This is a genomic window from Pseudoalteromonas sp. SWN29, assembly GCF_015864465.1.
GTDB lineage: Bacteria > Pseudomonadota > Gammaproteobacteria > Enterobacterales > Alteromonadaceae > Pseudoalteromonas.
In genome coordinates, this window is the sequence record NZ_JADYXE010000059.1 from 1 (window position 1) to 24,667 (window position 24,667).

Consider the following 24,667-nt stretch of genomic DNA (forward strand, 5'->3'; position numbering starts at 1 on the left):
GAAATCGAAAGATTGAGTCATGTGTCACTCCTGTTTTCTTAATAATACTGAAATGACACAGATTTCTAAACACTACCTGCATTACTAATTGCTCTTCTTGTTTTGCAATATCAGCAAAGTTTTCACATAAAGAGTTAGCGCGTTCTTCAAGTGCGCTTGCATGAAGCTCTACTTTTTCTTCTATTTGAGCACCCATATTTTCCATGCGTTGCTCAAAGGCATCCATATCGCCACCTGAACCAAGTAATTCAGAGCCTAAAGCCACTAAAATACTGCCCATAGATTGCATTACGGCAGACTCAACAGCTGTTTCTATTTGCTCTTCAAATTGTTGCTCAAAGTTTTCACCAAATTGGTTAAAGCTTTGTTGACCCATTACAAATGTACCTTGTTGGTAAAATGTGTTTTCTACCTCAATTTTAATGTCGTCCATAAGCTCAGACATATTATCAAGGCCGTCAATATTAAATGCATTACCTACTTCTTCTAATGCCACACCGGCAATTTTAACACCTTCTAGCGCTATATTAGCTACTTCAGGTAATTGTGTACGTAAACTATCAGAGTATTTAGTGAGCGCTTCGCGCTGTGAATTATTAAGCGCTACAAGCTCGCCATTTACGGTTAAGTCACCATGGGTATTAAATTGCATGGTTTTATTGTTAGCGGTAAAAATTTCTAATTCGTTTGGCTTAATGCGTACGTCATTTTTAAATTCGACGTTACATTCATCATTACTAAATGAAATTGCAGAATCGTTGTCGTTGTGAGCCATTGCAGCAGGTGTACAAATTAATGCGCTAACTAATAGTAATTTTTTCATGTTTATTCTCTACTTTTTGTTGATGACGATTAATTAATAACAAGTTTGGTGCCAGTTTTATTTTTTAATATAAAACAGATGGTTAACTGTTTTTGTTTGTTTTTTAGTAAGTGAAATTAATTAATAAACAACCATTTTTTAGTCAAATTGGCTAACTAATAAAAATTAATAAATTTTATTTATCGATACGATAAAAAACTCTCACTTTCCTCAATTCAAATTTAGCGCTATTTATTCACATTACTGACATGAAGACTATTTACAGTAGTCACGTGGCTTTATTTTGATGTTAATTTGCAGAGCACTTTAGCGTTAAACATTTTTTAATTTTACCGACTATTGCGATAATAAAATCCTTGGTTGGTCTCAAACACTTTATGGAGTGGGTTGTGGGTAAGACATTTAGTTACGATGCGCTAGATGACGATTTTGTTGAAGACGAGTACGAAATGCTCGGACGTAATCAACACGATAAGAACAAGCAAAAGGTTAAGAAGAAGTTGGAAGACTACCTTGAGCAAAAACGCTTGCGTAAAAATCTAGGCGAAGATGATTTAAGCGATTACACCGATTAAATTTCGCTAGTATAAATAGATACCAATTAATATTGAGAGTTTAAATGTACAGTTATACGTATGTTTTAGTTTTAATAGTATTGGTAATAAAGAGGCCTTGCGCCTCTTTATTACTTTTTAAAGCGTGCTTTTAGCCTGTGCTAATGCTTTTTGAATTGTAAGTTCTAGCTTTTCGGGTTTAGTAAAAGGTGCATAGCGTTTAATTGGTGTACCATCTGCGGCAATTAAAAATTTAGTAAAATTCCATTTTATTTTACGTGTTAAAAAACCAGGTAAGGCTGATTTTAAGTGACGAAATACCGGATGTGCATGCTGACCGTTTACATCTACTTTGGCTGCCATTAAAAAACTAACTCCGTAGTTAATTAAACATTCTTGCTCAATTTGTTCTGCACTCCCTGGTTCTTGTTGACCAAATTGGTTACACGGGAATCCTAAAATAACTAAACCTTGGCTGGCATACTTATCGTGCAAAGCTTGCAGAGACTCGTATTGATAGGTAAATCCACATTTACTTGCGGTATTAACAATAAGCACAACCCTACCTTCAAAATCATTAAAGTTGATGGGTTGACCCTGTAAGCTTGTTGCGCTTAATTGATGAAATTTGTGCATATTGACGTCTTTTTATTGTTGTTAGCCGCATTTTAACCTGAGTGAACTCTTTCATAAAGTATAAAGAATGCACTAATTTAATATTAAAAATACCCCCATGCCGGCAAGCGTTGTGTAATAAATATTATGTGTTTTGTAGGCAACAATAATAGCAACTATCGCTGCGCTTAAATAAGGGTTTTGCCAGTTTAAATTAATGCCATCTTCATTTAAAAACGCAATAGGTACCCAAATAGCGGTAAGCACTGCGGGGGCGCTAAAGCTTAAAAACTGCTGCATTTTAGGTCCCACTTTAAACGGTAAAGCACGATGCAAAAATAAATAACGTGTAAAAAATGTAATACACGCCATAAGTAAAATAGTCGTCATCATGGCGTCACTTCCTTTTTAGCGGTTAGCCTTGCTGTAGTATAACCTGCGCTCATTGCCAGTAGTGCAGAGCAAACAAGCCATAACTCAAATCCTGTGCTTTTTAAAAGCGTTGCGCTAATACCCGCTACAATTACCGTAACAAGTGAGGCCAAATTTTTAATCCCCGGAATAACCAAAGCGATAAACGTGGCAGCAATTGCAAAGTCGAGCCCTAAATTGGTTAAATCTGGCAGCATTGTGCCCGCTACAATGCCAATTAATGTCCAAATATTCCATGCAATATAAAAGCTAAACCCTGCGCTTAATGCGTATATTAAACGTGTTTTTGTTCTGTATGCTTTTCGGTGATGAGAAAATGCAAATAGCTCATCGGTTAATACAAAACTTACTGGTAAGCGCCAACGCATAGGTTGATCAATCACCTTATGACGCACGGCTAATCCGTATAAAAAATGCCGAGAGCTAATAATAAATGTTGTGAATAGAATGGTTAGCAAGGGAGAGTTGCCCGCCATAAGTTCAATCGCCACAAGCTGTGCAGAGCCTGCAAAAACTAATAACGACATTGCTTGGGTTTCAAAGGCGCTAAAGCCATTTTGTATGGCTAAAGAGCCACATAAAATACCCCAAGGAACAACGGCTAAACACAGTGGTAGCATATCTAAAAAGCCTTTTAAAATAGCTTTTTTAACTGGTTGCATGATTTTTACTCTGTTGGTGAGTAGAATAGCGCATAAGGATACCTTAATATTATGATGTTAAAGTAGTTAACGAATTAGATAATACTGTTTTTTTAAGGATAGGCGCAATGACGACGTTAAAAGTGTGGGATGGGTTTATTAGATGCTTTCATTGGTTTTTGGTTGTAAGTATTGCGGTGCTTTATTTTAGTATTGAAGAGGGCATGATTGAGCTTCATTTTGTTGCTGGCTTTTTTACTTTAGCGCTTATCGTAACACGTTTAATATGGGGCGTTATTGGTAGTAAAACCGCAAGGTTAAGTGCGTTACTACATTCTCCTAAATCTATTTTTAAGGCATTAAAATCACCAAGCGACTCGCTAGGCCATTCAGCGCCCGGTAGTTGTATGGTGATAGTGTTTTTTATATTAATTATAACGCAACTCGTTAGCGGCCTAATGAGTAGCGATGGCATTTTAACTGATGGCCCGCTGACTCAATATGTGTCGAGCGATGTGATTGATTTTTCAAACTGGTTACATGAGCTGAATTTTGACATTTTACTTTATGCTATTGGTTTACATGTATTAGCTATTATTGTTTATAGAATAAAAGGTAAACCGCTAGTTAAAGCGATGATCACAGGCTCAAAAGAATTAAAAGGGAATGACTCTGAGGCTAAAGTAACAAAAGCGTCTTGGCCTGCGTGGCTAATATTTATATCTTTACTAGTGTTGCTGGTATTTACGTGGGCGAAAGAGCCTTTAACTTATTTGTTTAGTTAAAACATAAAACCAACCTTAAAGGGTTGGTTTTTATTTTTGGTTACATTCTTTTGTTTGATTGTTGTGCGAGGCCGAATTATAATCGCCACATTACTGGCAAACCAACTGCATAAAGACTAAAGAGTTATGTATCGCTTGCCGTCAGTGTATTTTTTGTGTATCCATAGTATATGGATAAGATTTTGTAACTCTTAAGGTGTTGCTGTGTTTATGCATACGTCGTTGGCCTGTGGAAAGTGGTCAACAATAGGTTGCTTAAATCATCATACCCAATTATTTATTGGTGATGTGGTGAGTGTAACCTTTTACGACATGCAAGGAGTGCTAGTTAGTTTATCATTTGATTACAAAATCACCTCGCTTGAACAAGGTGAACCTCACGCATGGCCACGATTAGTTGCCGAGCACATTAATGTGCATGTACCTCTTGTTAGCGCAGGTAAAATGACCGAACAAGGTTTAATTGTAGCCTATCGAAATAATGAAATTTTTGCTTTGCAAAGCAGTGGTATATGTAAAGCGCATGTCGATTTTCATTGTATTGCAAAATGCGATGAGCGTGTTGTTAATAACCTTGATACTTATGATTACGTGTACCCTGAAAATTGTGAAAACTATAATGCGGGTACAAAAGTACTGCAGCCAAAAACAGGGCACGTTTATCAATGCAGGCCTTGGCCTTTTAATGAGTTTTGCCGCGCGAGCGGTGATAAAAAATCGATGTTTGAACCCGGTGTAGGACAAAGCTGGGCTATGGCTTGGCAGCAAGTATAAAGCTTAAGTGAATTATCTTCCCAAAGGTATAGCGGTTTTAATAATGAAGCGTTTACCGTTTTAGCCCATCCAACTATTGGATGGGCTTTTTTATTTTTATGATAAACTGCAAATCACGTTATTTTTTTAATTGGTTTTGTTGTGTCTCGTCCTGACTATTCTTTAAGTTTATTACCTAATTTCCCGATTGCTAAACAGCAAGCTCATACATTAAGTACTCATAATAAAATACGTACTGATAATTACTATTGGATGCGTGACGACGAACGTCAGGATGAGCAAGTGCTCACACATTTACATGCTGAAAATGCGTATTGCGATGAACAGTTAGCTGCAATGAAACCACTCCAAAATACACTTTTTGAAGAGCTAAAAGCACGCATTGTAAAAGATGATAACTCGGTCCCTGTTAAAGACGGAAAATACTGGTATCACTCAGAAGTACGTGGTGATGATGAATACTCGCGCCACTATAGAAGCACGAGCATAAAAGCTGATAATAAAGAGCTTTTACTCGATGTGAATGTATTAGCTGAGGGATTTGAGTTTTATGAGCTAGGAGAAGTTGCACTAAGCCCATGCGAGCAGCTTATGGCTTACTCAGAAGATACCGAAGGTCGCCGTATTTATAATGTTCGCTTTAAAAGCTTAGCGACAGATGAAATGCTACCTGATGTACTTGAAAATACAGAAGGGCAAGTTGTTTGGGCTAACGATAATAAAACAGTTTTTTATGTAAAAAAAGATTTAAAAACGCTACTAGGATACCAAGTATTTAGGCATGAGCTTGGCAGTGAGCAAAGCCAAGACGTAATGGTTTACGAAGAGCAAGACAGCAGCTTTTTTATGGGGCTTGGTAAAAGCCGCGACGAAGGCTTAATTATTATTGATTTAGCATCGACAGAGACCAACGACACATGGGTGCTTGATGCTAATAAGCCCACTGACGAATTTAAAGCATTAATGCCGCGTGAAGATGGCCACGAGTTTGACGTAGATAAGCTAGGTGACACATTTTATATTGTGACTAACTGGCAAGCTAAAAACTTTAGATTAATGACAGCAACAAACGAAACGATTGCTGATAAAACACAATGGTTTGAGCATACAGCTCACAGAGAAAATGTACTGCTTGAAGGTGTAGAGTTATTTAATGACTTTTTAGTATTGAGTGAACGCGAGCAAGGGCAAGCTCGATTCGTAGTTGTTAATAGGCAAGGGAATCGTATGGCACTTGAGTTTGCCGATCCTTGTTATTATGCTGCAATAGCAATGAACCCAGAGCCAGACACACGGACTGCGCGTATTTATTACTCAAGTTTAACAACACCAGGCTCTTTATATGATGTTGATTTAGCAACTGGCGAAAAAACACTGCTTAAACAGCAAAAAGTACTCGGTAGTTTTAATGCCGATGACTATCAGTCAGAGCGATTAATGGTAACTGCTCGCGACGGAGTTAAAGTACCTGTATCTGTTGTTTATCGAAAAGACAGCTTTAAAAAAGATGGCACAAATCCGTTATTTCAATACGGCTATGGCGCCTATGGTTATACCATCGACCCTAGCTTTTCTAGTTCGTCACTGAGCTTACTCGATCGTGGCTTTGTTTATGTTATTGCGCATGTTCGGGGCTCTGAAATGCTAGGCCGCGAATGGTATGAGCAAGGTAAAAAAGAGCATAAACAAAATAGCTTTAGTGACTTTATTGATGTGACAAAAGCGCTTGTTGATCAAGGTTATTGTGATAGCAATAAGGTGTTTGCCTCAGGCGGCAGTGCCGGTGGCCTATTAATGGGGGCGGTTGTAAACCAGGCACCAGAGTTATATTGCGGTGTTGGCTGTCATGTACCATTTTTAGACGTATTAACCACAATGCTTGATGAAAGTATTCCACTCACAACAAATGAATACGATGAATGGGGTAATCCAAATGAGCCTCAATTTTATGATGTGATAGAAGCTTACTCGCCTTATGACAATATTAGCGCACAAAACTACCCGAACATACTCGTTACTACTGGTCTTCATGACTCACAAGTCCAGTATTGGGAGCCTATGAAGTGGGTTGCAAAAATGCGTGAACTTAAAACAGACAGTAATATTTTAGTATTTAAAACCGATATGGATGCAGGTCATGGCGGTGCATCAGGTCGTTTTAAAAGCTTAGAAGAAAAAGCCCTCGAAATGGCCTTTTTTATTGCGCTGTTAAATTAACTGCAAAATCGGAAAATTGTATTACTCTATATATAGAAGTTGATATATATAGAGTAATTTATGTTTGGAGCGCATGGCGAATTTCAAATTTGTTCACAGCCACCTACTATGTATTTAAAGCTAAATGGAAGCTTTAACAACGAAGGTATTGCGTTGTTAACGAGTGGTGTTATGCAGGAGCTGGGTAGCCACCCTAAAAATACCATTAAGTTTGTGGTGGTTAATTTAGAGGAATTTGAGCTGTTAACTTTAGATAGTCTTGATTCATTAGAGACCTACTTTGCGGGTGTAAAAGAACGTGGCTATCAACGAGTTGACTATGTAAACATTAATATCATAGCTAAACACATGTTTGAAAAAGTATGGAAAAATAGCGAAGTAGAAGTTAATTTTTATAAAGATGCCGAAAGTTATTTATTAGTGCATCCAAATGACAGTTATATAAAACAATACTGGTAATTAATATGAGTATTATAAACTGCTACTGAAGAGGGCGTATAATACTCTCTAAACACCCTTTATAGCGTCTTGAAAGGTTTAAGCACATGTCATTTTTTAGTCTTACTTTATAATCGCCACTGTCAGTAGGCATCAATTCGCAAATAGCCTGTTTTCTTACCAACGTTGAGCGATGGATACGAATAAACCCTTCTGGCTCTAGCTGCTGTTCAATATTTTTCATAGTTTCGCGGTGTAATACCGGTGTACTACCTTGTGTAAAATGTAGCTCTACATAATTGCCAGCACCATTAATCCAAATAATATCTTTTATATCAATTAGCCTTACCTTACCTACATCTTTAACGATTATTTGTGATGACGGTTTTTCAGCTGGCGTGCTTTGTTGATATTGGCGCTCGGTCGCGCTTGCTATTGGGCAAAGATGAATAAGTTTATCAAAGCATTTATCAATACGTGGTGCAGTTGAATCTACTATTAAAAAATCAACAGCGCCAACTTCAAAAGCAAAACTCGCAAAATGACCCGACTGGGCAATAATGACTAACTTAAGCTTTTTAGCGAGCTCCGTTAAATGCACTATTTGCATAGGGTCAGCCAGATTAGTTAGTTCGTAAAACAGTACGTTGTATTGATCTGTATCTATTTGATCTAATCTTTTTGACTGAAGAAAAGATTGAGATTCAAAGTGTCGGTGATCTTGCACGCGCTTTGTTAAAAATGTTGCAAACTTAGTGTCGCTAACAAAAGTTAATGCATGAAAAGAAGCGATCATTATTTTATATCCCTTGCTGTATATAGTAATAAAGACCGTGCTTAGCGGAAAAACTGTTATAGAAAGTACAATATATTTATAAAATCATTGTGACGTACTAATTCATCCCATCAAACTAGCTATTCATACCAAAGACTACGCCTTATAAATAATGCACGTAGAGTGTTTAAAAAAATCCCCTTACTGTAATCCGCGAAGTAACTATTTAGTTACAAAAATAACAATTCAGGGGAATTATATGATATTAACTAACAAAGGTAGCGCGCGATTATTTAAAAAATCGTCGTTAACAGTTGCGCTAAGTAGCGCAATACTTGCAAGCTTTTCATTTCAAGGTGTGGCTGCAGAAGATGACGAAATTACTAAAATAGAACGTGTACAAGTTACAGGTTCTCGTATTCGTTCAGCTGAGGCAATGTCATCAGCGCCTATTCAAGTTGTAGATAGCACAGCAATCGACGCATCTGGTTCTTTAAATATTCAAGATTTACTACTAGATAATCCAGCATTTGGTTCACCGGCAATCAGTCGTACTAACTCAAACTTTAGTACCGCTAGTGCAGGTGTTGCGACTGTAGATTTACGTAATTTAGGTTCTAACCGTACATTGGTATTAGTTAACGGTCGTCGTTATGTATCGGGTGTACCTGGTAGCTCTGCTGTCGATTTAAATACTATTCCGAGTCAATTTATTGAACGTGTTGAAATTATGACAGGTGGTGCTTCATCTGTTTATGGCTCTGACGCTGTTGCTGGTGTAGTTAACTTTGTACTAAAAGATGACTTTGAAGGCGTTGAATTTGATGGTCAGTACGGTGAATCGAGTGAAGGTGATGATGAATCGCGTCAATTCAATTTTACCTCAGGCTTATCAAGCTCAGATGGTAAAGGGCACGCTATGTTTCACCTTGGTTACTCTGATCAAGGCGCTGTTTTCTCACGTGATCGTGACCGCTCGGCAGTAGATCAATTTTCAGGTATTTTCTTTGAAGATGATCCAGTAGCAAATCCAGGTTCTGTATTTGATGCAGTAAGCCCATTTTTATCTTCGTTTCCACCACAGGGTCGTTTTAACGCTGGGGATGAGACATTTACGTTTAATGATGCAAACAATCTACAAAACTCATTTAGTTCTAATGGCGGCGACGGCGTAGCAGCAAATGGTTTTAACCGAAGTGGTGTGCGTACTATCGCGATACCTACAGAGCGTTACTTATTTGCCTCAAACGGTAGCTATGAGCTAAGCGATAAGCACAGCTTTTTTTATGAAGGTACTTACGCTGCAACGACAACCGTTTCTGAATTAGAACCATTTCCTTTTGCCTCTGACGACATTTATGCCAATGGCCGTGTTCCAATTGAATTTAATGTAAACGGTGAGCTCTTACGTAACGCGTTTGTTCCTGACGGCATTTATAACGCAGCAACTGATACCGATGGTGATGGCGCACGAGATATCTTTTTTGCTAAGCGTTTAAGTGATGTAGGTAACCGTGGCGCACGTGCAGAGCGTGATACGTTCCGTTTAGCGCTTGGTTTTCAAGGTGAAATAGCCGACGGTTGGTTTTACGATACTTACTATGTTTATGGTAAAACAAAAGAACAGCAAGTTTCAGGTGGTTTAGTTAATGTACAAAGTTTCCGCCAAGGTTTAGAAGCCGTTGTTGATAGCCAAGATTTAGATGGCGATGGCATTACTAATGAAGCTATTTGTATAGATGCGACAGCTCGTGGCTTTAACTGTGCGCCAGTGGACATTTACGGTTTTAATTCGTTATCACAAGGTGCTATTGATTTTGTAAGTGCACCTAGCTCACTTGCTACATCAGTTGAGCAAAAAATTGTAGGTGGTAATATTTCAGGTGATATATTTGAATTGCCAGCGGGTATTGTTGGTATTGCGGCTGGTTTTGAATACCGCGAAGAGTTTTCACGCAGTGAGTTTGATGCCTTACAACAAGCTGGCTTAAACGCAGGTAACGCAATCCCAGCGACTGAAGGTGAATTTGATGTAACTGAGTTTTATGTTGAAGCAAATATTCCAGTGCTTGATTCTGTAACAATGAATGCAGCAGTTCGTTTATCTGATTATTCAACAGTAGGTAATACCGAAAGTTGGAATGTGGGTGTCGATTGGGTAATCATGGACAGTTTACGTTTACGTGCCACTCGTGCTCGCTCAACACGTGCTCCAAATATCGATGAATTGTTTTCTCCACCTTCGCAAACTTTCCCAAGTGGTTTAAACGATCCATGTTTAGGTGTTGCTAATAGTGGCGGTGGTGCTGCTGGTGATGCTTGTCGTATAGATGGTGGTGTTACAACAAATATTGCTTCAAATGGTGAGTTCACGCTTAACCAGTCTGACTTACAAGGCATTAGTGGCTTTAACCGTGGTAACCAAGACTTAAAAGAAGAGGTTGGTGACTCTGTAACCGTAGGCTTGGTATTTACACCAGAAAACCTAATATCAGGACTAGACATTACGCTTGATTACTTTGATATCGAAATTACAGATGCAATCGTATCAACACCTCGCCAGTTTATTCTTGACCAATGTTATGGCGGCGGCGATACAAGTTTTTGTGACTTCGTAACTCGTCGTAGTGCCCCATCAGGCAATAACAGCGCTGGTTCACTAGAATTTATCGACAGCGGTGTATCTAATAGTGGTGGTTTAGGTACAGAAGGTGTTGATTTAACACTAACGTACTCAACTGACATTGGCCCTGGTGCGTTTAGAACTCGCCTTGCTTATACTTACCTAATCGATGGTTATAGCATTCCACTTCCAGGCGCTGATAAAGATGAGTTTGCTGGAGAAATTGGTGCCTCAGAGCATAAAGCTAACTGGAACTTTGGTTATAAACTTAACGACTTTGATTTTAACTGGAGCTTAACTTACATTGGATCTGCAGACTTTGATGACCAATTCTTAAGTGGCTTTGGTATTGCTCCAGGTGGAATAGGCATAGGTTCGGTAACGTATCATGATGTTCAAGCAAGTTACCATATAAGCGATTCAACAGAGCTTTATGCTGGTGCAAGTAACTTATTTGATAAAGAGCCACCGCGCATTTTATCGGGTGTAAGTGGTTCAAGCACGGGTACTGAAACAGATGCAGGTACGTACGACCCAATTGGTCAATCATTCTACATCGGTTTTAGAAGTAAGTTCTAACCAATAGTAGCGATATTAATATCGTTACTTAATTACTTACTCAATTAATTACGTTCACAAAGCCTCAGTATCGCTGGGGCTTTTTTATTGGAAAAATAATAAGAGCAGTAATACTTATACATTGTTTATCCCAATATATGAGCATTGTGCCCACTTAAACCAAAAACAACGCCACTGGTAACAGGGGCGTTGTTTAGTATTGGGAGGAGACTAATATAGTAACCGAATCGCTTGATTATTTAACGATTTATCCCTATTTGTGGCCCTCTTCATTGAGGGCTTTTTTTTGCTTAATTTTAGTCTAAGTAAGCTTTTAACATCCAAACAAGTTTTTCTTGCTCCGAGATGTAATCGCTCATTAGTGAAGCAGTACCTTCATCGTCTGCATCACCCGCTTGGCTTAATATCTCACGCTGCATTTCAATTAATGTACTGTAACCAGCAAGTAGGTTCTCTACGGCTGTAACACCATCACTAATACCTTTAGCTTCTTTAATTTTACTTACTTCAAGGTAATCAGAAAATGCATGTAGTGGTGCGCCATCTAACGTTAAAATACGTTCTGCAACTTCATCTACTTTTAGAAGTAGTAAGTTATAAATTTCTTCAAACTTAACGTGTAGTTCAAAAAAGTTACGACCTTTAATATTCCAGTGAAAGCCACGCGCGTTCATGTATTGAATCTGGTAGCTACTCAATAATGTATTGAGTGACTTTATAATGTCTTCGCTTTTTGCACTGTTTAGACCAATTGCGTTTACATGTGACATAACTTGCTCCTGAATAACCGTTTGTTTGTGAACTTGTAATAAGTATCGCGGATTTTTATTGTTTAGTGAAATCGTTTAAATATATCTAGTTAATAGTTTTAATCTATTAACTTTTTTTGATACCAATACACACCTTTAACTATTAATAGAAATGGGTCTGATTAATAAAAATACCACCCCTTAAAAGTAAATAAACCCTAAATAAGTATAAATTATGATCTAAAACAAACTTTATACAAGGCGATAATCTAGCTGTTTTTTTATTGATGCAGGTCAAAAATCATCCATCCTAACGGCGCATAATAAAGTTGTCGAAATAATTAGGAGAGATAACATGCATGCAAAAACAGCAAAACAAAATAAAGCAGAGTTAATAGTGGTCGGTATTGCAGTCATCGCATTTGTACTTGGGTTAGTAGCCCACTTAGCAGGTGCGAGCTTTGCGAATTCGGATTTTTTTGGCTACATTGCAGCACCCATTCCGCTTATATTGGGAGTCGTATTTTTAATTAGCTATAAAATTGCGGCCAATGCAGAGGACTAATCTCCCTCACTTAGGCATTTTAAAATGTAGTCGAGCACTTGGCGCGAGTAAATCATACTGGTATGGCTTAAATGAAACACTTTGTGTTCTGCCATACCTTTAAGTTTGGTTTCATCTAGTAATACAGTGCCATCTGACTGGCTACCCTTAACTATTAAAGGCATAAGCCCAATAGGTAAATCGCCCGCAATACTGTAAAGCTTAGCTTTAAAAGGCCAGTTACCATTTTTAGTTAATAAAAATTCCACGCTATTTTTTAAAAATGATTCAAACCCTTTTTGCTTCATTTTTTGTGCTATGTGGCTGCCTTTATGTGGAGTACCTAAGGTAATAACTTTAGTTACATGTTGGCTAGCAGGGGAGTTCGCTTCTAAATAAGCGCGAGCGATAAGTCCGCCCATAGAGTGGCATACTAATGCGGCAGGTTCGTTAGAAATACACTCATCAATTTGAGCAAAAATAGTATCTCGATTAGGGTCAAGTGTATTATAGGTAATGTTTAATACCGTCATCCCCGATTCTTCAAGGCGCGAACAAAGTGGGCGCATAACAAAGCCAGACATATACAAGCCATGTAAAACAATAACGTGTTTAACTTTCATATGCTCCCTAATACCAATTTTATTAAAAACATGATCATTCTAGCGTATTAAATAACCCGCTACCTGCGTTAAAAATTATTTATATAGAACAACTATATGTCATAATTTTCGCCTTGTTATCGACTTATTTCCTTGTCGCTATAATAGATAACTAATTTAATGCAATTGGTATAACCTATCTTAGTTACATCAATTGCTGTGGTTTTATTTCGATATTAGTTGTATCGGTATTTACCCATACTTCACCATCTTGAATGGTAATGGCGAGCTTAATATTACGATCTACCAAAGCGGCTAATAATTGTGTGGCTGCGTAATCAAGACTAAAAATACTTAGATTTTTAAATTCATACAATTTAGGTTGATGTTTTTGCCACCAAATTGCTTGATTGTTTTCACCATAAGTATATAGCACGACTTTTTTAGATTTATTGCAGGCTTTTTTAAGGCGTTTCTCGTCTGGTAAGCCAAGTTCAACCCATAACTCTATTTCTTCGCTATAACTTACATGCCAAAGTTCAGGCTCATCATCAGCGCTTAACCCTTTAGTAAACTCTAAACCATCACAGCTATTTAGTGCGAAAGCGAGTAAGCGAATCATCAACCGCTGATCGGTTTCTGATGGGTGTTGAGCCAAGGTTAAACTAAAATCTTGATAAACGTGGCGGTCCATATCGCTAAGCGATAACTGCACTTTCATAATGGTGGATTTAAGAGCCATAACAACTAATCTGAAAAAATTTGCGTCAGTATAGCGCAATTAAATGAATTGCCAGTTAAAATAGCGGTTAATTATACGTTAGGAGTTAAAAATGGCTATCCAGTGGTTCCCTGGGCGCTTGTATTAACTTCCACCCTCATACGTATAAAGTTTTTTGTTTAATTAAAATCAGTGTCTTATCGTTATTTTATTCCGTCACGTTCCGCATGATGATAGCTAAATCCGAACCAGGCAGTACCCCACTCAGTACCCCAGATTATAAAATTACTATATACTCACTTTATTAACTGAATATATAGGTTCTGCGAGTTATGCGTTTAACTGATCGCAAGATAAAATCAATTGTAGCCACAGGTAAAGAACAAACCTTTTCAGATGGTAACTGTCTAGTATTACGTGTTAGAGCGAATGGCACTAAATCTTGGCGATTTAAATATACAGTTAATAAAAAAGTCACCAAGCTTTCCTTAGGTGCATACCCTGCTGTGACTCTTGCTGAAGCCCGAAGTGTGGCAGTAAACTATTTGCAGCTTTTAGCTAAAGGCATTGGCCCTAAAGAATACGAAAGTACTAAAAAGCTTGAAGCGAATAGAAAGCTAGCTAATACATTTTTAGCTGCCGCAGAGCTTTGGTTTGAACGAAAACAACCTACTGTGACCGCCCATCACGCAGCTAGAGAGTGGCGAACGCTTGAAATGTATATATTCCCTAAGATGAAAGATATACCGTTAGATAGCATTACAGCGATAGGCACAATTGAAATACTCAGGCCACTAGAGTCTGACGGTAAACATTCCACAATTAAACGTATTTGCCAAAGCTTAAACCAGATCATGGATTACTCAGTAAACCATGGTTTTATTAATGCCAATCCACTAGCAAAAATTATAAAAGTATTTACTAAAAATACTGTCGAGCACATGGCAACGATTAGACCTGAAGAGCTCCCAGGCTTTTTAACCGCTTTGAATAACTCTCAAACCATTCAGGACAAAACCAAGCTTTTAATCTTGTGGCAATTGCACACTATGACTCGCTCAAAGGAAGCCGCTGGCACTAAGTGGGCCGATATTAATATCGAAGAAGAGGTTTGGGTGATCCCTGCTGAAGAAATGAAACGCAGAAGAGCCCACAGAGTACCTTTAACGCCTGCAACTTTGGCAATACTTGAACAAATGAAACCACTCAGCGGTCACCATGAATATGTATTCCCGAGTGAGCGTAATGAAAACAGCCACGCAAGCACTTACACAGTTAATGCGGCTATAAAGCGAAGCTTAGGCTACAAAGATAAGCTGGTGGCTCATGGCTTGCGCTCGGTTGCTTCTACAGCGCTTCATGAAAAAGGTTATGATAGCCTTTTAGTTGAAGCATGCTTAGCCCACGCAGATGAAAATGAAACCCGAGCGGCATATAACCGCTCGGACTATTTAGAGCAACGAAGACCAATAATGAAGTGGTGGAGTGAATATATAAATTATTAGCTAGTACTTATAGATTTATACTCACTATCTATCAGTGTTTTTAAAGCTATTGATTCACTTACGCCATAGGCCTCAGCTATTTTTGATATTTTTTTGAATTCTGTGCGATTTATTTTAATGCTTGATTCACTCTTAAAGTAACTCTTTTTACTTTGAATCGAGCTATAGGCTTTAGTAAGGGTGTCTTCATCTGCGTGGTGAAGAATAATTGTGGAATAAATTAGAACTTCATCTGTTGTAGTCGGGTTAAAAAAAGATGGGACCTTAGGTTTAGTTGACTTCTTTTTTTTAGTGATAAGATAATCCCAAAACCAAAAAATAAACTCTTCATCCTCACCTCTTAATGCTTTAAGGCATTTATGACTACTTAACTTGAAAGTGCTTAATTTTTTTTTGAGTAACGTTACAAGCTCACACTTTCCGTTATGGCTTAATTTTGCATGATCAAAAAACATCAATATGAGCTCTTTACACTCAGCGCTAGTACTAGGTGTAGTTGTGAGTGAAAAACCAAGAAAAGTATAGGCAGAGCCTTCATAGTTTCCTAATGACTCGAGATCTTCAACGTTAAACGAAAAGTAATGGTTCCCTTTATTAAAGGAATGAATGGATGAAACTAAGTACCATATATAATAGCAGTCAAAGGTATTCGTCTCGTTTAACCAGTTAAATTTAGATTCATCAAACTTACTTTTTTTATACATCAAAAGACAATGTTCTATAATTCCCTTAGCTTCCATTTGCGGCTCTAAATAGCTCCTCATAGAGTCATTTAGCTCTAAGTTTGAAAGCTTAAAAGGATTGTACGCACTTTTAATTTTCAGTTCGTTAACTAAGCAATTATATAAATATACATTTTCGCGTCTACTCTTAAAGGGCCTCTGATTGAGCTTGCCTATCTCGGCTTTAAAATGATTCCATTCCATTACACGTATCACTTTACTTATTAATTTTTCATTATTTAAGCTTAACATAAAGGTAGATTTTATAACTTATTTCTATGTTTTATTTCTAATTTTAATCATCTAAAAAGAATTTTATTTCTGATTTTTTTCTGGTTCAATTTTAGTTTTAGCCTTGTTTTTATTGGGTCTGTAGGGTTTTTTGTGGGTGTTTTAAAGTTTAATTAAAATAAATAACTCAAGAGTGCGTTGTTTTTATAAATGCTAGGTAGACTTGGGGTTTTAGTTAAATGGTGTCAGTAGCTCTTAACTTAGAAAACTTCTTGGTGTCGGATAGGTAAGATATACCTATTTAACTTAGTCATTTATAAGTATTGATGGTGTAATAAAATACATAAGAGCCTCTTTGTATACTTACAAAACAGAGAGCACTAAAGATGATCAAACAACCAACATATAACCTTTCATACCAACAACGAATCGAATCTACATTAGATTATGCTATTGAGCAGAACCCTAGATTGAATGTTGTAAGATTTGATTTATACCTTCCAGATTATTATCAATGCATAGATACACCTAAAGCAGTAGCGAATAATTTAATATCTAGATTCTTTGCTTCATTAAAGGCAAGGCTTAGCAGTGATGCTATACAGCGCAGGCGTTTAGGGCATAGAGTGCATGATACAGACTTGTATTATGTCTGGGCGAGAGAGTTTGGAGAGCTTGCTGGTAAAGAACATTATCATATTGCTATTTTTATTAATAAAGACAGGTTCCACTCCTTAGGTAGCTATGACTTTAATTCTGGTAGCTTAGCCTCCTTAATTATACAAGCATGGGCTAGTGCACTCGCTATTCCCGTGGATGAAGCACAAAGCCTTGTAAACTTCCCTGACAATGCGTGTAATTGGATTGAAAGCAATTCTAAGAATTACTCAACACAAAGGGATACATCAGTATCTCGATTAAGCTATTTAGCAAAAAATAAGACAAAAGTTTATGGTACTGGTAAGAGAAATCTTGGAACCAGTTACATACCTAAGCAGTATTAATGACTCACTGTTTAAAGCGCCCCAAGTAGGGCGCTGGTTTATTTAATATCATCTTCATAGATTGTTCTTAAAATCTTTAATATAGCAATTGTATGAATAATGATTCTTACCGTATTAGAATTTAGCAATATATCCTCCCCTTAGTTATTACTGTCTAAACTTAGTAGCTGTCTTTCAGCAAAAGAAACACATGTTTCACCTACGATTATGTGGTCAAGCACTGTCACGTCTATTAGCGCTAAAGCACTTTCCAACTTCTTTGTAATGAGTTTATCTGCTTGTGACGGCGTGGGATCGCCTGAAGGGTGGTTATGAGCAAAGATAACGCTGGTGGCGTTTTTATTAAGCACAGACTTAACAACTTCCCTTGGATAAACCGAAGCTGCATTAATAGTTCCAAAAAATAGCTCTTGATAATCAATAATCCGATTCTGGCTATCCAAATACAGCGCAGCGAATACTTCACGCTCATATACACCTAGTTTTGCCTTTAAAAAGTCTATGGCTGTAGAGGGGCTATTAAGCGCCCCTAGGCGAGCATATCTTTGCTGCATTATTTCAGCTGCTCTTTCTAAAATTTGATCCTCTAAACATTTAAATTTTGATTCGTATTGCTTGGTTTTAATTAAAGCCATTATCAGGTCCTCAGGTAGGTAATTAATACCCCTAAGTGATATATGCCTTCAATATTTTGGATTTAGCCACCAGCTCGAAAAAGTAACTTTCTACGCAACTGACATATCTCTTGAACCTATAACGGAGATAGAAAAATGCGGTTAATCAAATTAAAAGAAGTGATTCAAAAAACATCACTTGGCCATTCAAGTATTTATAAGTTTATTTCTGAAGGCACATTTCCAAAGCAAGTATCGCTTGGTGCTAAGTCGGTAGCTTGGTTAGAGTCTGAAGTTGATGATTGGATAATGGATAGATTAGGGGAAAGAGAGGTATAAGTCGTGGAATTAGCTTTTAGCTAAAATTCATATGGAAGGAGCCCTATTAAATATACTGAAAGCTTGCCTAATAATTGCCAATTGCTAATATAGCCCATCATTTGAAACTGCCATCCAATTAGCTAATGTTTTAAATCTTTATTTTCTGTTAATCAAGCTGAAACCATTTGCGAACTAATTATTTCAGCTTTAATTATAGAGAGAAAACAATTTCTGTGTGGTCAAGTTTTCAAAGCTTCCAAGCTTATTAATAGGTATGTATTTTGAATAGTGTGATCTTTTCTTTTTTTTCTGGCTCAGGTTTTTTAGACCTAGGCTTTGAGAAAGCTGGGTTTGATGTTGTCTTTGTTAATGAGATAGATAAATCATTTATCAATGCTTATGAGAACAGTCGTCAATTGATGGGGCATTCTCAACCCAAGTATGGTTATCATACTGGTTCAATCGAGGATTATTTAGAAGAGCGTGATGAATGCTCACTAGCTAAGAGCGTTAAGGCAGAGCAAGCCAGTGGCAAGTTAGTTGGTTTTGTTGGAGGACCTCCTTGTCCAGACTTCTCTGTAGGTGGTAAAAACAAGGGGCAAGAGGGTGAAAACGGTAAGCTTTCACAATCATATATTGATTGTATTAAAAAGTTTGAGCCAGATTGGTTTGTATTTGAAAATGTAAAAGGGCTATGGAGAACGAAGAAACATCGTGAATTTTATGAGCGCTTAAAAAGTGAACTTTCAGATGCAGGATACACACTGGATAATAGGCTAATTAACTCATTGGAATTTGGTGTTGCCCAAGATCGTGACAGAATAATACTGTTTGGTATAAAAAATACGAAAGCTAAATTAGAAGTTAAGTTTGAATGGGAAAAATATATGAAGTATCCCAATCGAGTGGCTTTTGACTTTAATTGGCCCAGTACAAATAAGTTTGGAGAGCAGCCCCCCTTTCCTGATAATGTTCCCGAAGACCTTACAATTCAATATTGGTTTGATAAAAATGATGTAAGTGCTCATCCGAACGCTAAAGCTCACTTTACGCCAAGAGCTGGGCTTGCTAAGTTCCTAGTTATAGAAGAAGGCGATACAGCTAAAAAATCTTATAAGCGGTTGCATCGATATAGATATTCACCAACTGCCGCATATGGTAATAATGAGGTTCACCTCCATCCATATGAGGCAAGAAGGTTATCAGCAGCTGAAGCGCTGGCAATACAATCTTTACCAAAGGAATTCCAATTTCCTCAGACTATGACATTAAGTGCAATGTTTAAAACTATTGGTAATGGAGTGCCATACTTATTTTCTTATGGTATTGCATCTACAATAAAAGATTACTTAGAAAAATAAAAATGAATGGTAATGAAAATGGATATTGAACAAACAAAAACATGGATAGACGAGCTAGTTAATGTAGAACTTAAATATATTACTGGTCGCAATATAGTCATTATAGAAAGCACTGATTGGAGTGGAACAGGAAGAGTAAATGTATCTCGTGGTGAAAACAATTTCTCAATAAGGTTTGAACGAATTGAAGCTTTACTTCACAAACTTCAAGGTGGGGCTCCTATACATGTAGATACAGAACTTCGCTCTGGTAGTAATGACCGCAGTGTTATCGAAACAATAATTGCTAATTTCCCTGTAGTTGGTTACATGAAACCTAAGCAGGGGAGAAATAGAACTAAAAATAAAGTTATACAGTTGATGAATCAAGAGTTACACCCATTAGGAGAAACTCTAGATGTATCTGATGAACATTATAAAACTCATTTATTAACTTCTTTTAGTTTAGATACTGTAACGCCTTTATCTAAGCCTTTTCTGCTTTTAGCTGGTATATCAGGAACAGGAAAAACTCGCTTTGTCAGAGAGCAGGCGAAGCAAACAGGCTCATTAGCTGAGACTTACTGCTTAACATCTGTGCGACCTGACTGGCATGAGCCTAGTGATTTACTGGGGTATGTGTCTCGTTTAAGTGGGAGTGCTGAGTTTGTAGTAACGGATGTACTTAAATTTATTGCTAAAGCATGGCGTGAAATACTTGATAAAGGTATTTCATTATCAGTAAATGAAAAGCTTTTATGCCTTCAAGGTGGCATATCAGATATTGATGCAATAAAACCATATTGGCTTTGCTTAGACGAAATGAATTTAGCGCCTGTTGAACAGTACTTTGCGGATTACTTATCAGTTATTGAAACAAGGTGTTGGGCTTGGGATGAAGATGATTTTCAATACTCGTGTGACCCACTATTAAAAGCTACTACAATTCAATCAATCGATAATATTGAAAGGCTACGTGAGGAACTGGGGTTTGCGGATGCTAATTATGATGATGCGTGGCAACATATTTGTGAATATGGTTTAAGTATTCCGTTTAACTTGATAGTTGCTGGCACAGTAAATATGGATGAAACTACCCATGGCTTTTCTCGTAAAGTAATAGACCGAGCGCTGAGTTTTGATTTTGGCAACTTTTTCCCTAACGATTTCGATAACTTTTTCGTACCTACAACCACCAATAAGGCATTGAGTTACCCTATTTACTCTGATGCACGGACTAGTACCGATAAACTCCCTGAAATCGATATAGATGGTCGTAAAAGCATCGCATTTATTAATGCAATAAATGGTGTGTTGGCACATACACCATTTAAGCTTGCATACAGAGCACTTAATGAGCTGCTATTAGCAGTTATAAGTAGTGAGCCAATAGAAGAAATTGACTTAAAAGCGGTATGGGATGACTTTTTAATGTGTAAGGTTTTTCCCCGTATTGAAGGTGATACCGAGAAGCTTGCTGCAATTGGATCTGTCGATATATCGATATTGAAACAATTGGAAGAAATTCTTGAAAGTGAATTTGGCAGCTTTTGGAATGAATTGCCTGGCTCAGATAAAGCAAGACCTGATTTGTACCGTGAAAATGTAGAAGGCGATAAACTAATTCGTATTACTTGCCGGAGCAAAGAAAAAATAAACTGGATGGAAGATAGGTTAACAACATTTGGTTTTACAAGTTTTTGGCCTTAATTAAACTGGATGGAGTGCTAAGGAATGCAAGAGCTTTTATATCTGCAATCACCACAGTTTGAATTATCTATCTGGACGAACGATATTTTTAAACGAAAACAGGTTTACCAAACCATGTTTGATAAACGCAATATCGCTTGTTCAGATCTTGAAACCCTCGCTCAAGGATCGACTTACTCCATAAAGCTCTCCCCCCCTATAGATATAGATGCGTTAGTAGTAGATAAAAAAGAATATGAAGCGACCAATCAGGCTAATAGCTTAGGTATTGCCGAGCCCATTTTTTTTGAAAATACACAATATCAATTTGAATGGGAGTTTAGCTCTGAAGTTGAAAGTGCTTATTTATCCCACCGTAGCCAAAACATTAATGATAGTTTTCGCTTTAAAAGAGCGAGCTTAACTTCTTCAGCTCGATTAACAGGTACATTAAATACTGGAAATGATGTTGGTTGGATGCGCTTACCGCTTGAGTTTATTGCAGGTGGGAAGGTATTTAAAAGTAATATTTCCTTTGAAGTACTGCCAACAAAAATGGATATGCATAGCGACTTACCTGCTATGTATAAAATGATTGATAAAGAGTTCCCACTATGGCGCTTTAGCTTACTTGAAAAAACAGAACAAAATGCTTCTAAGGGCCAGCAAAGGGGACACTTTCCTTTGTTATGGCTTGCTAATTTTAATAACTTACGCAAACGATTTGAAGATGGCCTTAAGGTTATTACTCAAGCTCCTCACAGTCGCTTACAGTCATATGTTTCATATTCAAAAGCCGATAGGTTGAAAGGGCGCTTACCTCAACGTTTAAGTGAAAAGGTTAAAGAAGATATAAAAAGTAAGCAGTTCGCTAAACGGTATAAAGTTGAAAAAAGGCAGCTTAGTGTAAATACACCTGAAAACCGTTTTATAAAAATGGTGGTTACAAATAGTAAAAAGTGTATTGCCAAATTTGAATATAAGCTAAGAGAAGCAAATAAAGCACCGGATAAGCAACGTCTTTCAAATAGCTTTTTAAATGAATTACAAGAGTGGCAAAAACCTTTACAAAAAACACTAAATCAGAGCTTTTTTAAAGAGGTGAGCACGTATACAGGACTTAATAGCGAATCTTTAGTTTTGCAGCAAAAAACGGGCTATAGCGCTGTGTATCGCGTGTGGCAAGAATTAAAATACTATTTGGATGTGTTTGAAGAACAATCAAGCGTATCAATGAAGTCTGTCGCTGAAATATACGAAGTGTGGTGCTTTTTAGAGATTCGAAATATTTTAATAAATGAACTGCGCTTTGAAGATAAAACAAAAAAGCTAAATAATTTACAGTTAAACGATTTTTTAGAGTACCAATTAAAAGACGGTTTTGCAGGTGCGTTTGAATTTGAGCGTGAGGATGGTCTAAAAGCCAGATTAGCGCACGAGCCAAGGTTTACTAAAAAGGGTAAGCCTATTAAGTCATATTTAGTTAGTCAAGAACCAGATATTGTACTTGAAGTAACGTTACCCAAGCCCAACTCTAAGCGATTCATTTGGATATTTGATGCCAAGTACCGCATTAAAACGAAGCAAGGGCGCTATGATGAAGACAACATTAAGGAAACAGACTTTGTGCCTGATGATGCTATAAATCAAATGCACCGCTACAGGGATGCGTTAATTCATATAAACAAAGAAAGCCAATCAGAAAGCATAAGCAAGAGCAGACCTATATTTGGCGCATTTGCTTTATACCCAGGTTACTTTAAACAAGAAGCTAATAACTCACAAAGTAACCTTTATGATGAAGCTAATAACTCACAAAGTAACCCTTATGATGAAGCTAATAACTCACAAAGTAACCCTTATGATGAAGCTAATAACTCACAAAGTAACCTTTATGATGAAGCTAATAACTCACAAAGTAACCCTTATGATGAAGCTAATAACTCACAAAGTAACCCTTATGATGAAGCTAATAACTCACAAAGTAACCCTTATGATGAAGCTATTCGTGAAATAGGTATAGGTGCATTTGCATTGTTGCCAAGTGCTGGTGGGAAGAGTGGTAGTTATTGGCTTGCTGAGTTTTTACGTAAACAGTTGGGTGATGAGAATAATAGCTATGTCAAAAACTCTCAGGAGATAGAAGAGAGTTTATATGTTCAAGAAGCAGCCCGAATTCCATATGCAGGTATGAAGCAGATGCTATATCCTGATTTAGTTTTTACAGCCGCTTTAGGTGGGCTGGCAGGGCGAGATAAAAGTTATTTTGAGCGCTTCAAAAATGGCTCAGCATCTTGGTATCACACCCCATTAGCTACTTTCAATTCAGCAACAGAAAAATTAAAACTCAATGTGTTAAAGGAAATTAGGTATTTAGCTATTGCCTCTACGAGTGCTATTAACTCTCGAACTAAATCTATAAAAAAAGTATGGCCCGTAATTGATTGCCAAATAGTAGCGCGAAGTGGTTTAACTATTGAGCAAGCAGGTAAGTTGGAGTCTAGTGACAAAGAGTTTGTTTTGTTTAAACTTGGAAAACCACTCACTCTTAACTCACCAGTTGAGTCTGTACCGCATCGGCCAATAGATAGGACTATGAAGCTCACTACGTTGTCTAATCTTGAAAAGGCATCTGTATTTAAAGAGGTTGAGAAAGTTTATTCTCAAACATTGAACTGATTTTGGTTGTAGTGTCTCGTCTCAGGTTATACCGTTATAGCTATCAGCTTTGCTTATAAAAATATTTATATAAATACTTTAGGTTGTCTTTAAAACTATATAAAGTAAGAAGAAATACTACATGAATTCAGCATTAAGTTATTCACGGAATTAATTAGATTTATAGATAAAATAAGGAAATACTTTGATAGTTGTAAGTTTAATAAACATGAAGGGTGGCGTAGCAAAAACAACTTTAGCTGTTAATTTCGCTGATTGTATCGCGAGAAGGCATGGAGCTAAAGTCTTGTTAATTGATGTTGATCCTCAGTTCAATGCTACACAATGCTTAATGACTCCAAGGCAGTACGTAGATCACTTAAAGACCTCGGGAGATACTATTGTAAATGTTTTTGACCGAAATGGTAGAGTGACAGGAAGTACTGTTGGTACAGCTGCATTAGCTAAACCGAAAGCACTTGAAGACATTGAAGTTGTCACTACAGGAAGTTTCGATTTACTACCGGGTAATTTAGAATTATACAGGCTTGAGATGGCACCTGGAGAAGGTAGAGAGAACAGACTAAAAAGTTACCTTCAAAAAGTAAAAGACGTTTACGATTATGTTGTCATTCCCTCTCTGTCAGACTAGTTGTCGCGCTTAATATTTAATCATTAAAATTAAGTAGAGGGCGTGGAAAAACAATGCCA

The 24,667-nt window shown here is 37.2% G+C and carries 24 protein-coding genes; 14 read left to right on the top strand and 10 right to left on the bottom strand.

What is annotated here, in order from left to right:
• The coding region (locus I6F53_RS17760; RefSeq protein ID WP_231616634.1) for a YggN family protein at window positions 1-823 on the bottom strand (823 nt) is incomplete at its 3' end.
• A gap of 389 nt (window positions 824-1,212) precedes the next feature.
• On the opposite strand from I6F53_RS17760, the gene I6F53_RS17765 reads away from it, so the two are divergent.
• On the top strand, window positions 1,213-1,398 hold the full coding sequence (locus I6F53_RS17765; protein ID WP_007579801.1) for a PA3496 family putative envelope integrity protein: 186 nt from the start codon (window positions 1,213-1,215) through the stop codon (window positions 1,396-1,398).
• A gap of 117 nt (window positions 1,399-1,515) precedes the next feature.
• Here the strand turns inward: I6F53_RS17765 and I6F53_RS17770 are convergent, their stop codons facing one another.
• The 3 genes from I6F53_RS17770 to I6F53_RS17780 all read right to left on the bottom strand — a co-directional run bounded on the left by I6F53_RS17770 (window position 1,516) and on the right by I6F53_RS17780 (window position 3,086).
• On the bottom strand, window positions 1,516-2,013 hold the full coding sequence (locus I6F53_RS17770; RefSeq protein ID WP_197240564.1) for a glutathione peroxidase: 498 nt from the start codon (window positions 2,011-2,013) through the stop codon (window positions 1,516-1,518).
• A gap of 72 nt (window positions 2,014-2,085) precedes the next feature.
• Window positions 2,086-2,385, bottom strand: coding sequence for an AzlD domain-containing protein (locus I6F53_RS17775; protein ID WP_197240566.1), 300 nt, complete (start codon window positions 2,383-2,385; stop codon window positions 2,086-2,088).
• Entirely contained in the window at window positions 2,382-3,086 is a 705-nt protein-coding gene (locus I6F53_RS17780) for an AzlC family ABC transporter permease (protein WP_197240568.1), read from the bottom strand. Before I6F53_RS17780 ends, I6F53_RS17775 begins: the two co-directional genes overlap by 4 nt.
• 107 nt (window positions 3,087-3,193) lie before the next feature.
• Here I6F53_RS17780 and I6F53_RS17785 point away from each other — a divergent pair, with 107 nt between their 5' ends.
• The 4 genes from I6F53_RS17785 (at window position 3,194) to I6F53_RS17800 (ending at window position 7,300) form a co-directional block, all read left to right on the top strand.
• Window positions 3,194-3,850, top strand: coding sequence for a cytochrome b/b6 domain-containing protein (locus tag I6F53_RS17785; RefSeq protein WP_197181483.1), 657 nt, complete (start codon window positions 3,194-3,196; stop codon window positions 3,848-3,850).
• Window positions 3,851-4,060: 210 nt separating this feature from the next.
• A complete protein-coding gene (locus I6F53_RS17790; RefSeq protein WP_197181482.1) occupies window positions 4,061-4,624 on the top strand; it encodes a chitin-binding protein in 564 nt (187 codons plus the stop codon).
• A 141-nt stretch (window positions 4,625-4,765) separates the two neighbouring features.
• Window positions 4,766-6,841 (top strand): S9 family peptidase, encoded by a 2,076-nt coding sequence (locus I6F53_RS17795; RefSeq protein ID WP_197181481.1) that lies wholly within the window; start codon window positions 4,766-4,768, stop codon window positions 6,839-6,841.
• 60 nt (window positions 6,842-6,901) lie between these two features.
• A complete protein-coding gene (locus I6F53_RS17800) occupies window positions 6,902-7,300 on the top strand; it encodes a hypothetical protein (RefSeq protein WP_197240570.1) in 399 nt (132 codons plus the stop codon).
• A gap of 22 nt (window positions 7,301-7,322) precedes the next feature.
• On the opposite strand, the gene I6F53_RS17805 is transcribed toward I6F53_RS17800, so the two are convergent.
• The gene (locus tag I6F53_RS17805) at window positions 7,323-8,075 is read right to left on the bottom strand and encodes a LytR/AlgR family response regulator transcription factor (RefSeq protein ID WP_197240572.1); all 753 of its coding nucleotides are present in this window, start codon (window positions 8,073-8,075) and stop codon (window positions 7,323-7,325) included.
• Window positions 8,076-8,313: 238 nt separating this feature from the next.
• Here I6F53_RS17805 and I6F53_RS17810 point away from each other — a divergent pair, with 238 nt between their 5' ends.
• Window positions 8,314-11,256 carry a TonB-dependent receptor plug domain-containing protein gene (locus tag I6F53_RS17810; RefSeq protein WP_197181478.1) on the top strand — a complete coding sequence of 981 codons (2,943 nt, stop codon included), beginning with the start codon at window positions 8,314-8,316 and terminating at the stop codon, window positions 11,254-11,256.
• A 296-nt stretch (window positions 11,257-11,552) separates the two neighbouring features.
• Here the strand turns inward: I6F53_RS17810 and I6F53_RS17815 are convergent, their stop codons facing one another.
• Complete coding sequence (locus tag I6F53_RS17815; protein WP_166378611.1) at window positions 11,553-12,026, bottom strand: Dps family protein; 474 nt, start codon at window positions 12,024-12,026, stop codon at window positions 11,553-11,555.
• A gap of 334 nt (window positions 12,027-12,360) precedes the next feature.
• Between I6F53_RS17815 and I6F53_RS17820 the strand changes: the two genes are divergently transcribed.
• On the top strand, window positions 12,361-12,570 hold the full coding sequence (locus I6F53_RS17820) for a hypothetical protein (protein ID WP_166421115.1): 210 nt from the start codon (window positions 12,361-12,363) through the stop codon (window positions 12,568-12,570).
• Here the strand turns inward: I6F53_RS17820 and I6F53_RS17825 are convergent.
• Window positions 12,567-13,172: an alpha/beta fold hydrolase gene (locus I6F53_RS17825; RefSeq protein ID WP_197240574.1), complete on the bottom strand. Its 606-nt coding sequence runs from the start codon at window positions 13,170-13,172 to the stop codon at window positions 12,567-12,569. The two genes, I6F53_RS17820 and I6F53_RS17825, sit on opposite strands and share 4 nt — an antisense overlap.
• Window positions 13,173-13,356: 184 nt before the next feature.
• Entirely contained in the window at window positions 13,357-13,893 is a 537-nt protein-coding gene (locus tag I6F53_RS17830; RefSeq protein WP_197240575.1) for a YaeQ family protein, read from the bottom strand.
• 311 nt (window positions 13,894-14,204) lie between these two features.
• Here I6F53_RS17830 and I6F53_RS17835 point away from each other — a divergent pair, with 311 nt between their 5' ends.
• Window positions 14,205-15,377 carry a tyrosine-type recombinase/integrase gene (locus tag I6F53_RS17835; protein ID WP_197240577.1) on the top strand — a complete coding sequence of 391 codons (1,173 nt, stop codon included), beginning with the start codon at window positions 14,205-14,207 and terminating at the stop codon, window positions 15,375-15,377.
• Here I6F53_RS17835 and I6F53_RS17840 read toward each other — a convergent pair.
• Window positions 15,374-16,303, bottom strand: coding sequence for a hypothetical protein (locus tag I6F53_RS17840; protein WP_197240579.1), 930 nt, complete (start codon window positions 16,301-16,303; stop codon window positions 15,374-15,376). The genes I6F53_RS17835 and I6F53_RS17840 overlap by 4 nt on opposite strands.
• 413 nt (window positions 16,304-16,716) lie before the next feature.
• Here I6F53_RS17840 and I6F53_RS17845 point away from each other — a divergent pair, with 413 nt between their 5' ends.
• Window positions 16,717-17,334, top strand: coding sequence for an inovirus Gp2 family protein (locus tag I6F53_RS17845; RefSeq protein ID WP_197240580.1), 618 nt, complete (start codon window positions 16,717-16,719; stop codon window positions 17,332-17,334).
• A 140-nt stretch (window positions 17,335-17,474) separates the two neighbouring features.
• Here I6F53_RS17845 and radC read toward each other — a convergent pair whose 3' ends face one another.
• Entirely contained in the window at window positions 17,475-17,969 is a 495-nt protein-coding gene (radC, locus tag I6F53_RS17850; protein WP_182701206.1) for a RadC family protein, read from the bottom strand.
• 135 nt (window positions 17,970-18,104) lie between these two features.
• On the opposite strand from radC, the gene I6F53_RS17855 reads away from it, so the two are divergent.
• The 5 genes from I6F53_RS17855 (at window position 18,105) to I6F53_RS17875 (ending at window position 24,608) form a co-directional block, all read left to right on the top strand.
• On the top strand, window positions 18,105-18,287 hold the full coding sequence (locus I6F53_RS17855) for an AlpA family transcriptional regulator (protein ID WP_197240586.1): 183 nt from the start codon (window positions 18,105-18,107) through the stop codon (window positions 18,285-18,287).
• 272 nt (window positions 18,288-18,559) lie between these two features.
• Window positions 18,560-19,630: a DNA cytosine methyltransferase gene (locus tag I6F53_RS17860; protein WP_299085432.1), complete on the top strand. Its 1,071-nt coding sequence runs from the start codon at window positions 18,560-18,562 to the stop codon at window positions 19,628-19,630.
• A gap of 18 nt (window positions 19,631-19,648) precedes the next feature.
• The gene (locus tag I6F53_RS17865) at window positions 19,649-21,319 is read left to right on the top strand and encodes an McrB family protein (protein ID WP_197240588.1); all 1,671 of its coding nucleotides are present in this window, start codon (window positions 19,649-19,651) and stop codon (window positions 21,317-21,319) included.
• Between the two features lie 24 nt (window positions 21,320-21,343).
• The gene (locus I6F53_RS17870) at window positions 21,344-23,977 is read left to right on the top strand and encodes a restriction endonuclease-like protein (RefSeq protein WP_197240589.1); all 2,634 of its coding nucleotides are present in this window, start codon (window positions 21,344-21,346) and stop codon (window positions 23,975-23,977) included.
• Window positions 23,978-24,161: 184 nt separating this feature from the next.
• The gene (locus tag I6F53_RS17875; protein ID WP_197240591.1) at window positions 24,162-24,608 is read left to right on the top strand and encodes a ParA family protein; all 447 of its coding nucleotides are present in this window, start codon (window positions 24,162-24,164) and stop codon (window positions 24,606-24,608) included.
• The last annotated feature ends 59 nt before the right edge of the window (window positions 24,609-24,667 follow it).

Bases quoted from the DNA above. Each gene is read 5' to 3' on its own strand.
- I6F53_RS17815 (WP_166378611.1), bottom strand. From the start codon at position 12,026: ATGTCACATGTAAACGCAATTGGTCTAAACAGTGCAAAAAGCGAAGAC.
- I6F53_RS17840 (WP_197240579.1), bottom strand. From the start codon at position 16,303: ATGGAATGGAATCATTTTAAAGCCGAGATAGGCAAGCTCAATCAGAGG.
- radC (WP_182701206.1), bottom strand. From the start codon at position 17,969: ATGGCTTTAATTAAAACCAAGCAATACGAATCAAAATTTAAATGTTTA.
- I6F53_RS17865 (WP_197240588.1), top strand. From the start codon at position 19,649: ATGGATATTGAACAAACAAAAACATGGATAGACGAGCTAGTTAATGTA.
- I6F53_RS17870 (WP_197240589.1), top strand. From the start codon at position 21,344: ATGCAAGAGCTTTTATATCTGCAATCACCACAGTTTGAATTATCTATC.
- I6F53_RS17790 (WP_197181482.1), top strand. From the start codon at position 4,061: ATGCATACGTCGTTGGCCTGTGGAAAGTGGTCAACAATAGGTTGCTTA.
- I6F53_RS17775 (WP_197240566.1), bottom strand. From the start codon at position 2,385: ATGATGACGACTATTTTACTTATGGCGTGTATTACATTTTTTACACGT.
- I6F53_RS17810 (WP_197181478.1), top strand. From the start codon at position 8,314: ATGATATTAACTAACAAAGGTAGCGCGCGATTATTTAAAAAATCGTCG.
- I6F53_RS17770 (WP_197240564.1), bottom strand. From the start codon at position 2,013: ATGCACAAATTTCATCAATTAAGCGCAACAAGCTTACAGGGTCAACCC.
- I6F53_RS17800 (WP_197240570.1), top strand. From the start codon at position 6,902: ATGTTTGGAGCGCATGGCGAATTTCAAATTTGTTCACAGCCACCTACT.
- I6F53_RS17855 (WP_197240586.1), top strand. From the start codon at position 18,105: ATGCGGTTAATCAAATTAAAAGAAGTGATTCAAAAAACATCACTTGGC.
- I6F53_RS17820 (WP_166421115.1), top strand. From the start codon at position 12,361: ATGCATGCAAAAACAGCAAAACAAAATAAAGCAGAGTTAATAGTGGTC.
- I6F53_RS17845 (WP_197240580.1), top strand. From the start codon at position 16,717: ATGATCAAACAACCAACATATAACCTTTCATACCAACAACGAATCGAA.
- I6F53_RS17785 (WP_197181483.1), top strand. From the start codon at position 3,194: ATGACGACGTTAAAAGTGTGGGATGGGTTTATTAGATGCTTTCATTGG.
- I6F53_RS17780 (WP_197240568.1), bottom strand. From the start codon at position 3,086: ATGCAACCAGTTAAAAAAGCTATTTTAAAAGGCTTTTTAGATATGCTA.
- I6F53_RS17805 (WP_197240572.1), bottom strand. From the start codon at position 8,075: ATGATCGCTTCTTTTCATGCATTAACTTTTGTTAGCGACACTAAGTTT.
- I6F53_RS17830 (WP_197240575.1), bottom strand. From the start codon at position 13,893: ATGGCTCTTAAATCCACCATTATGAAAGTGCAGTTATCGCTTAGCGAT.
- I6F53_RS17825 (WP_197240574.1), bottom strand. From the start codon at position 13,172: ATGAAAGTTAAACACGTTATTGTTTTACATGGCTTGTATATGTCTGGC.
- I6F53_RS17835 (WP_197240577.1), top strand. From the start codon at position 14,205: ATGCGTTTAACTGATCGCAAGATAAAATCAATTGTAGCCACAGGTAAA.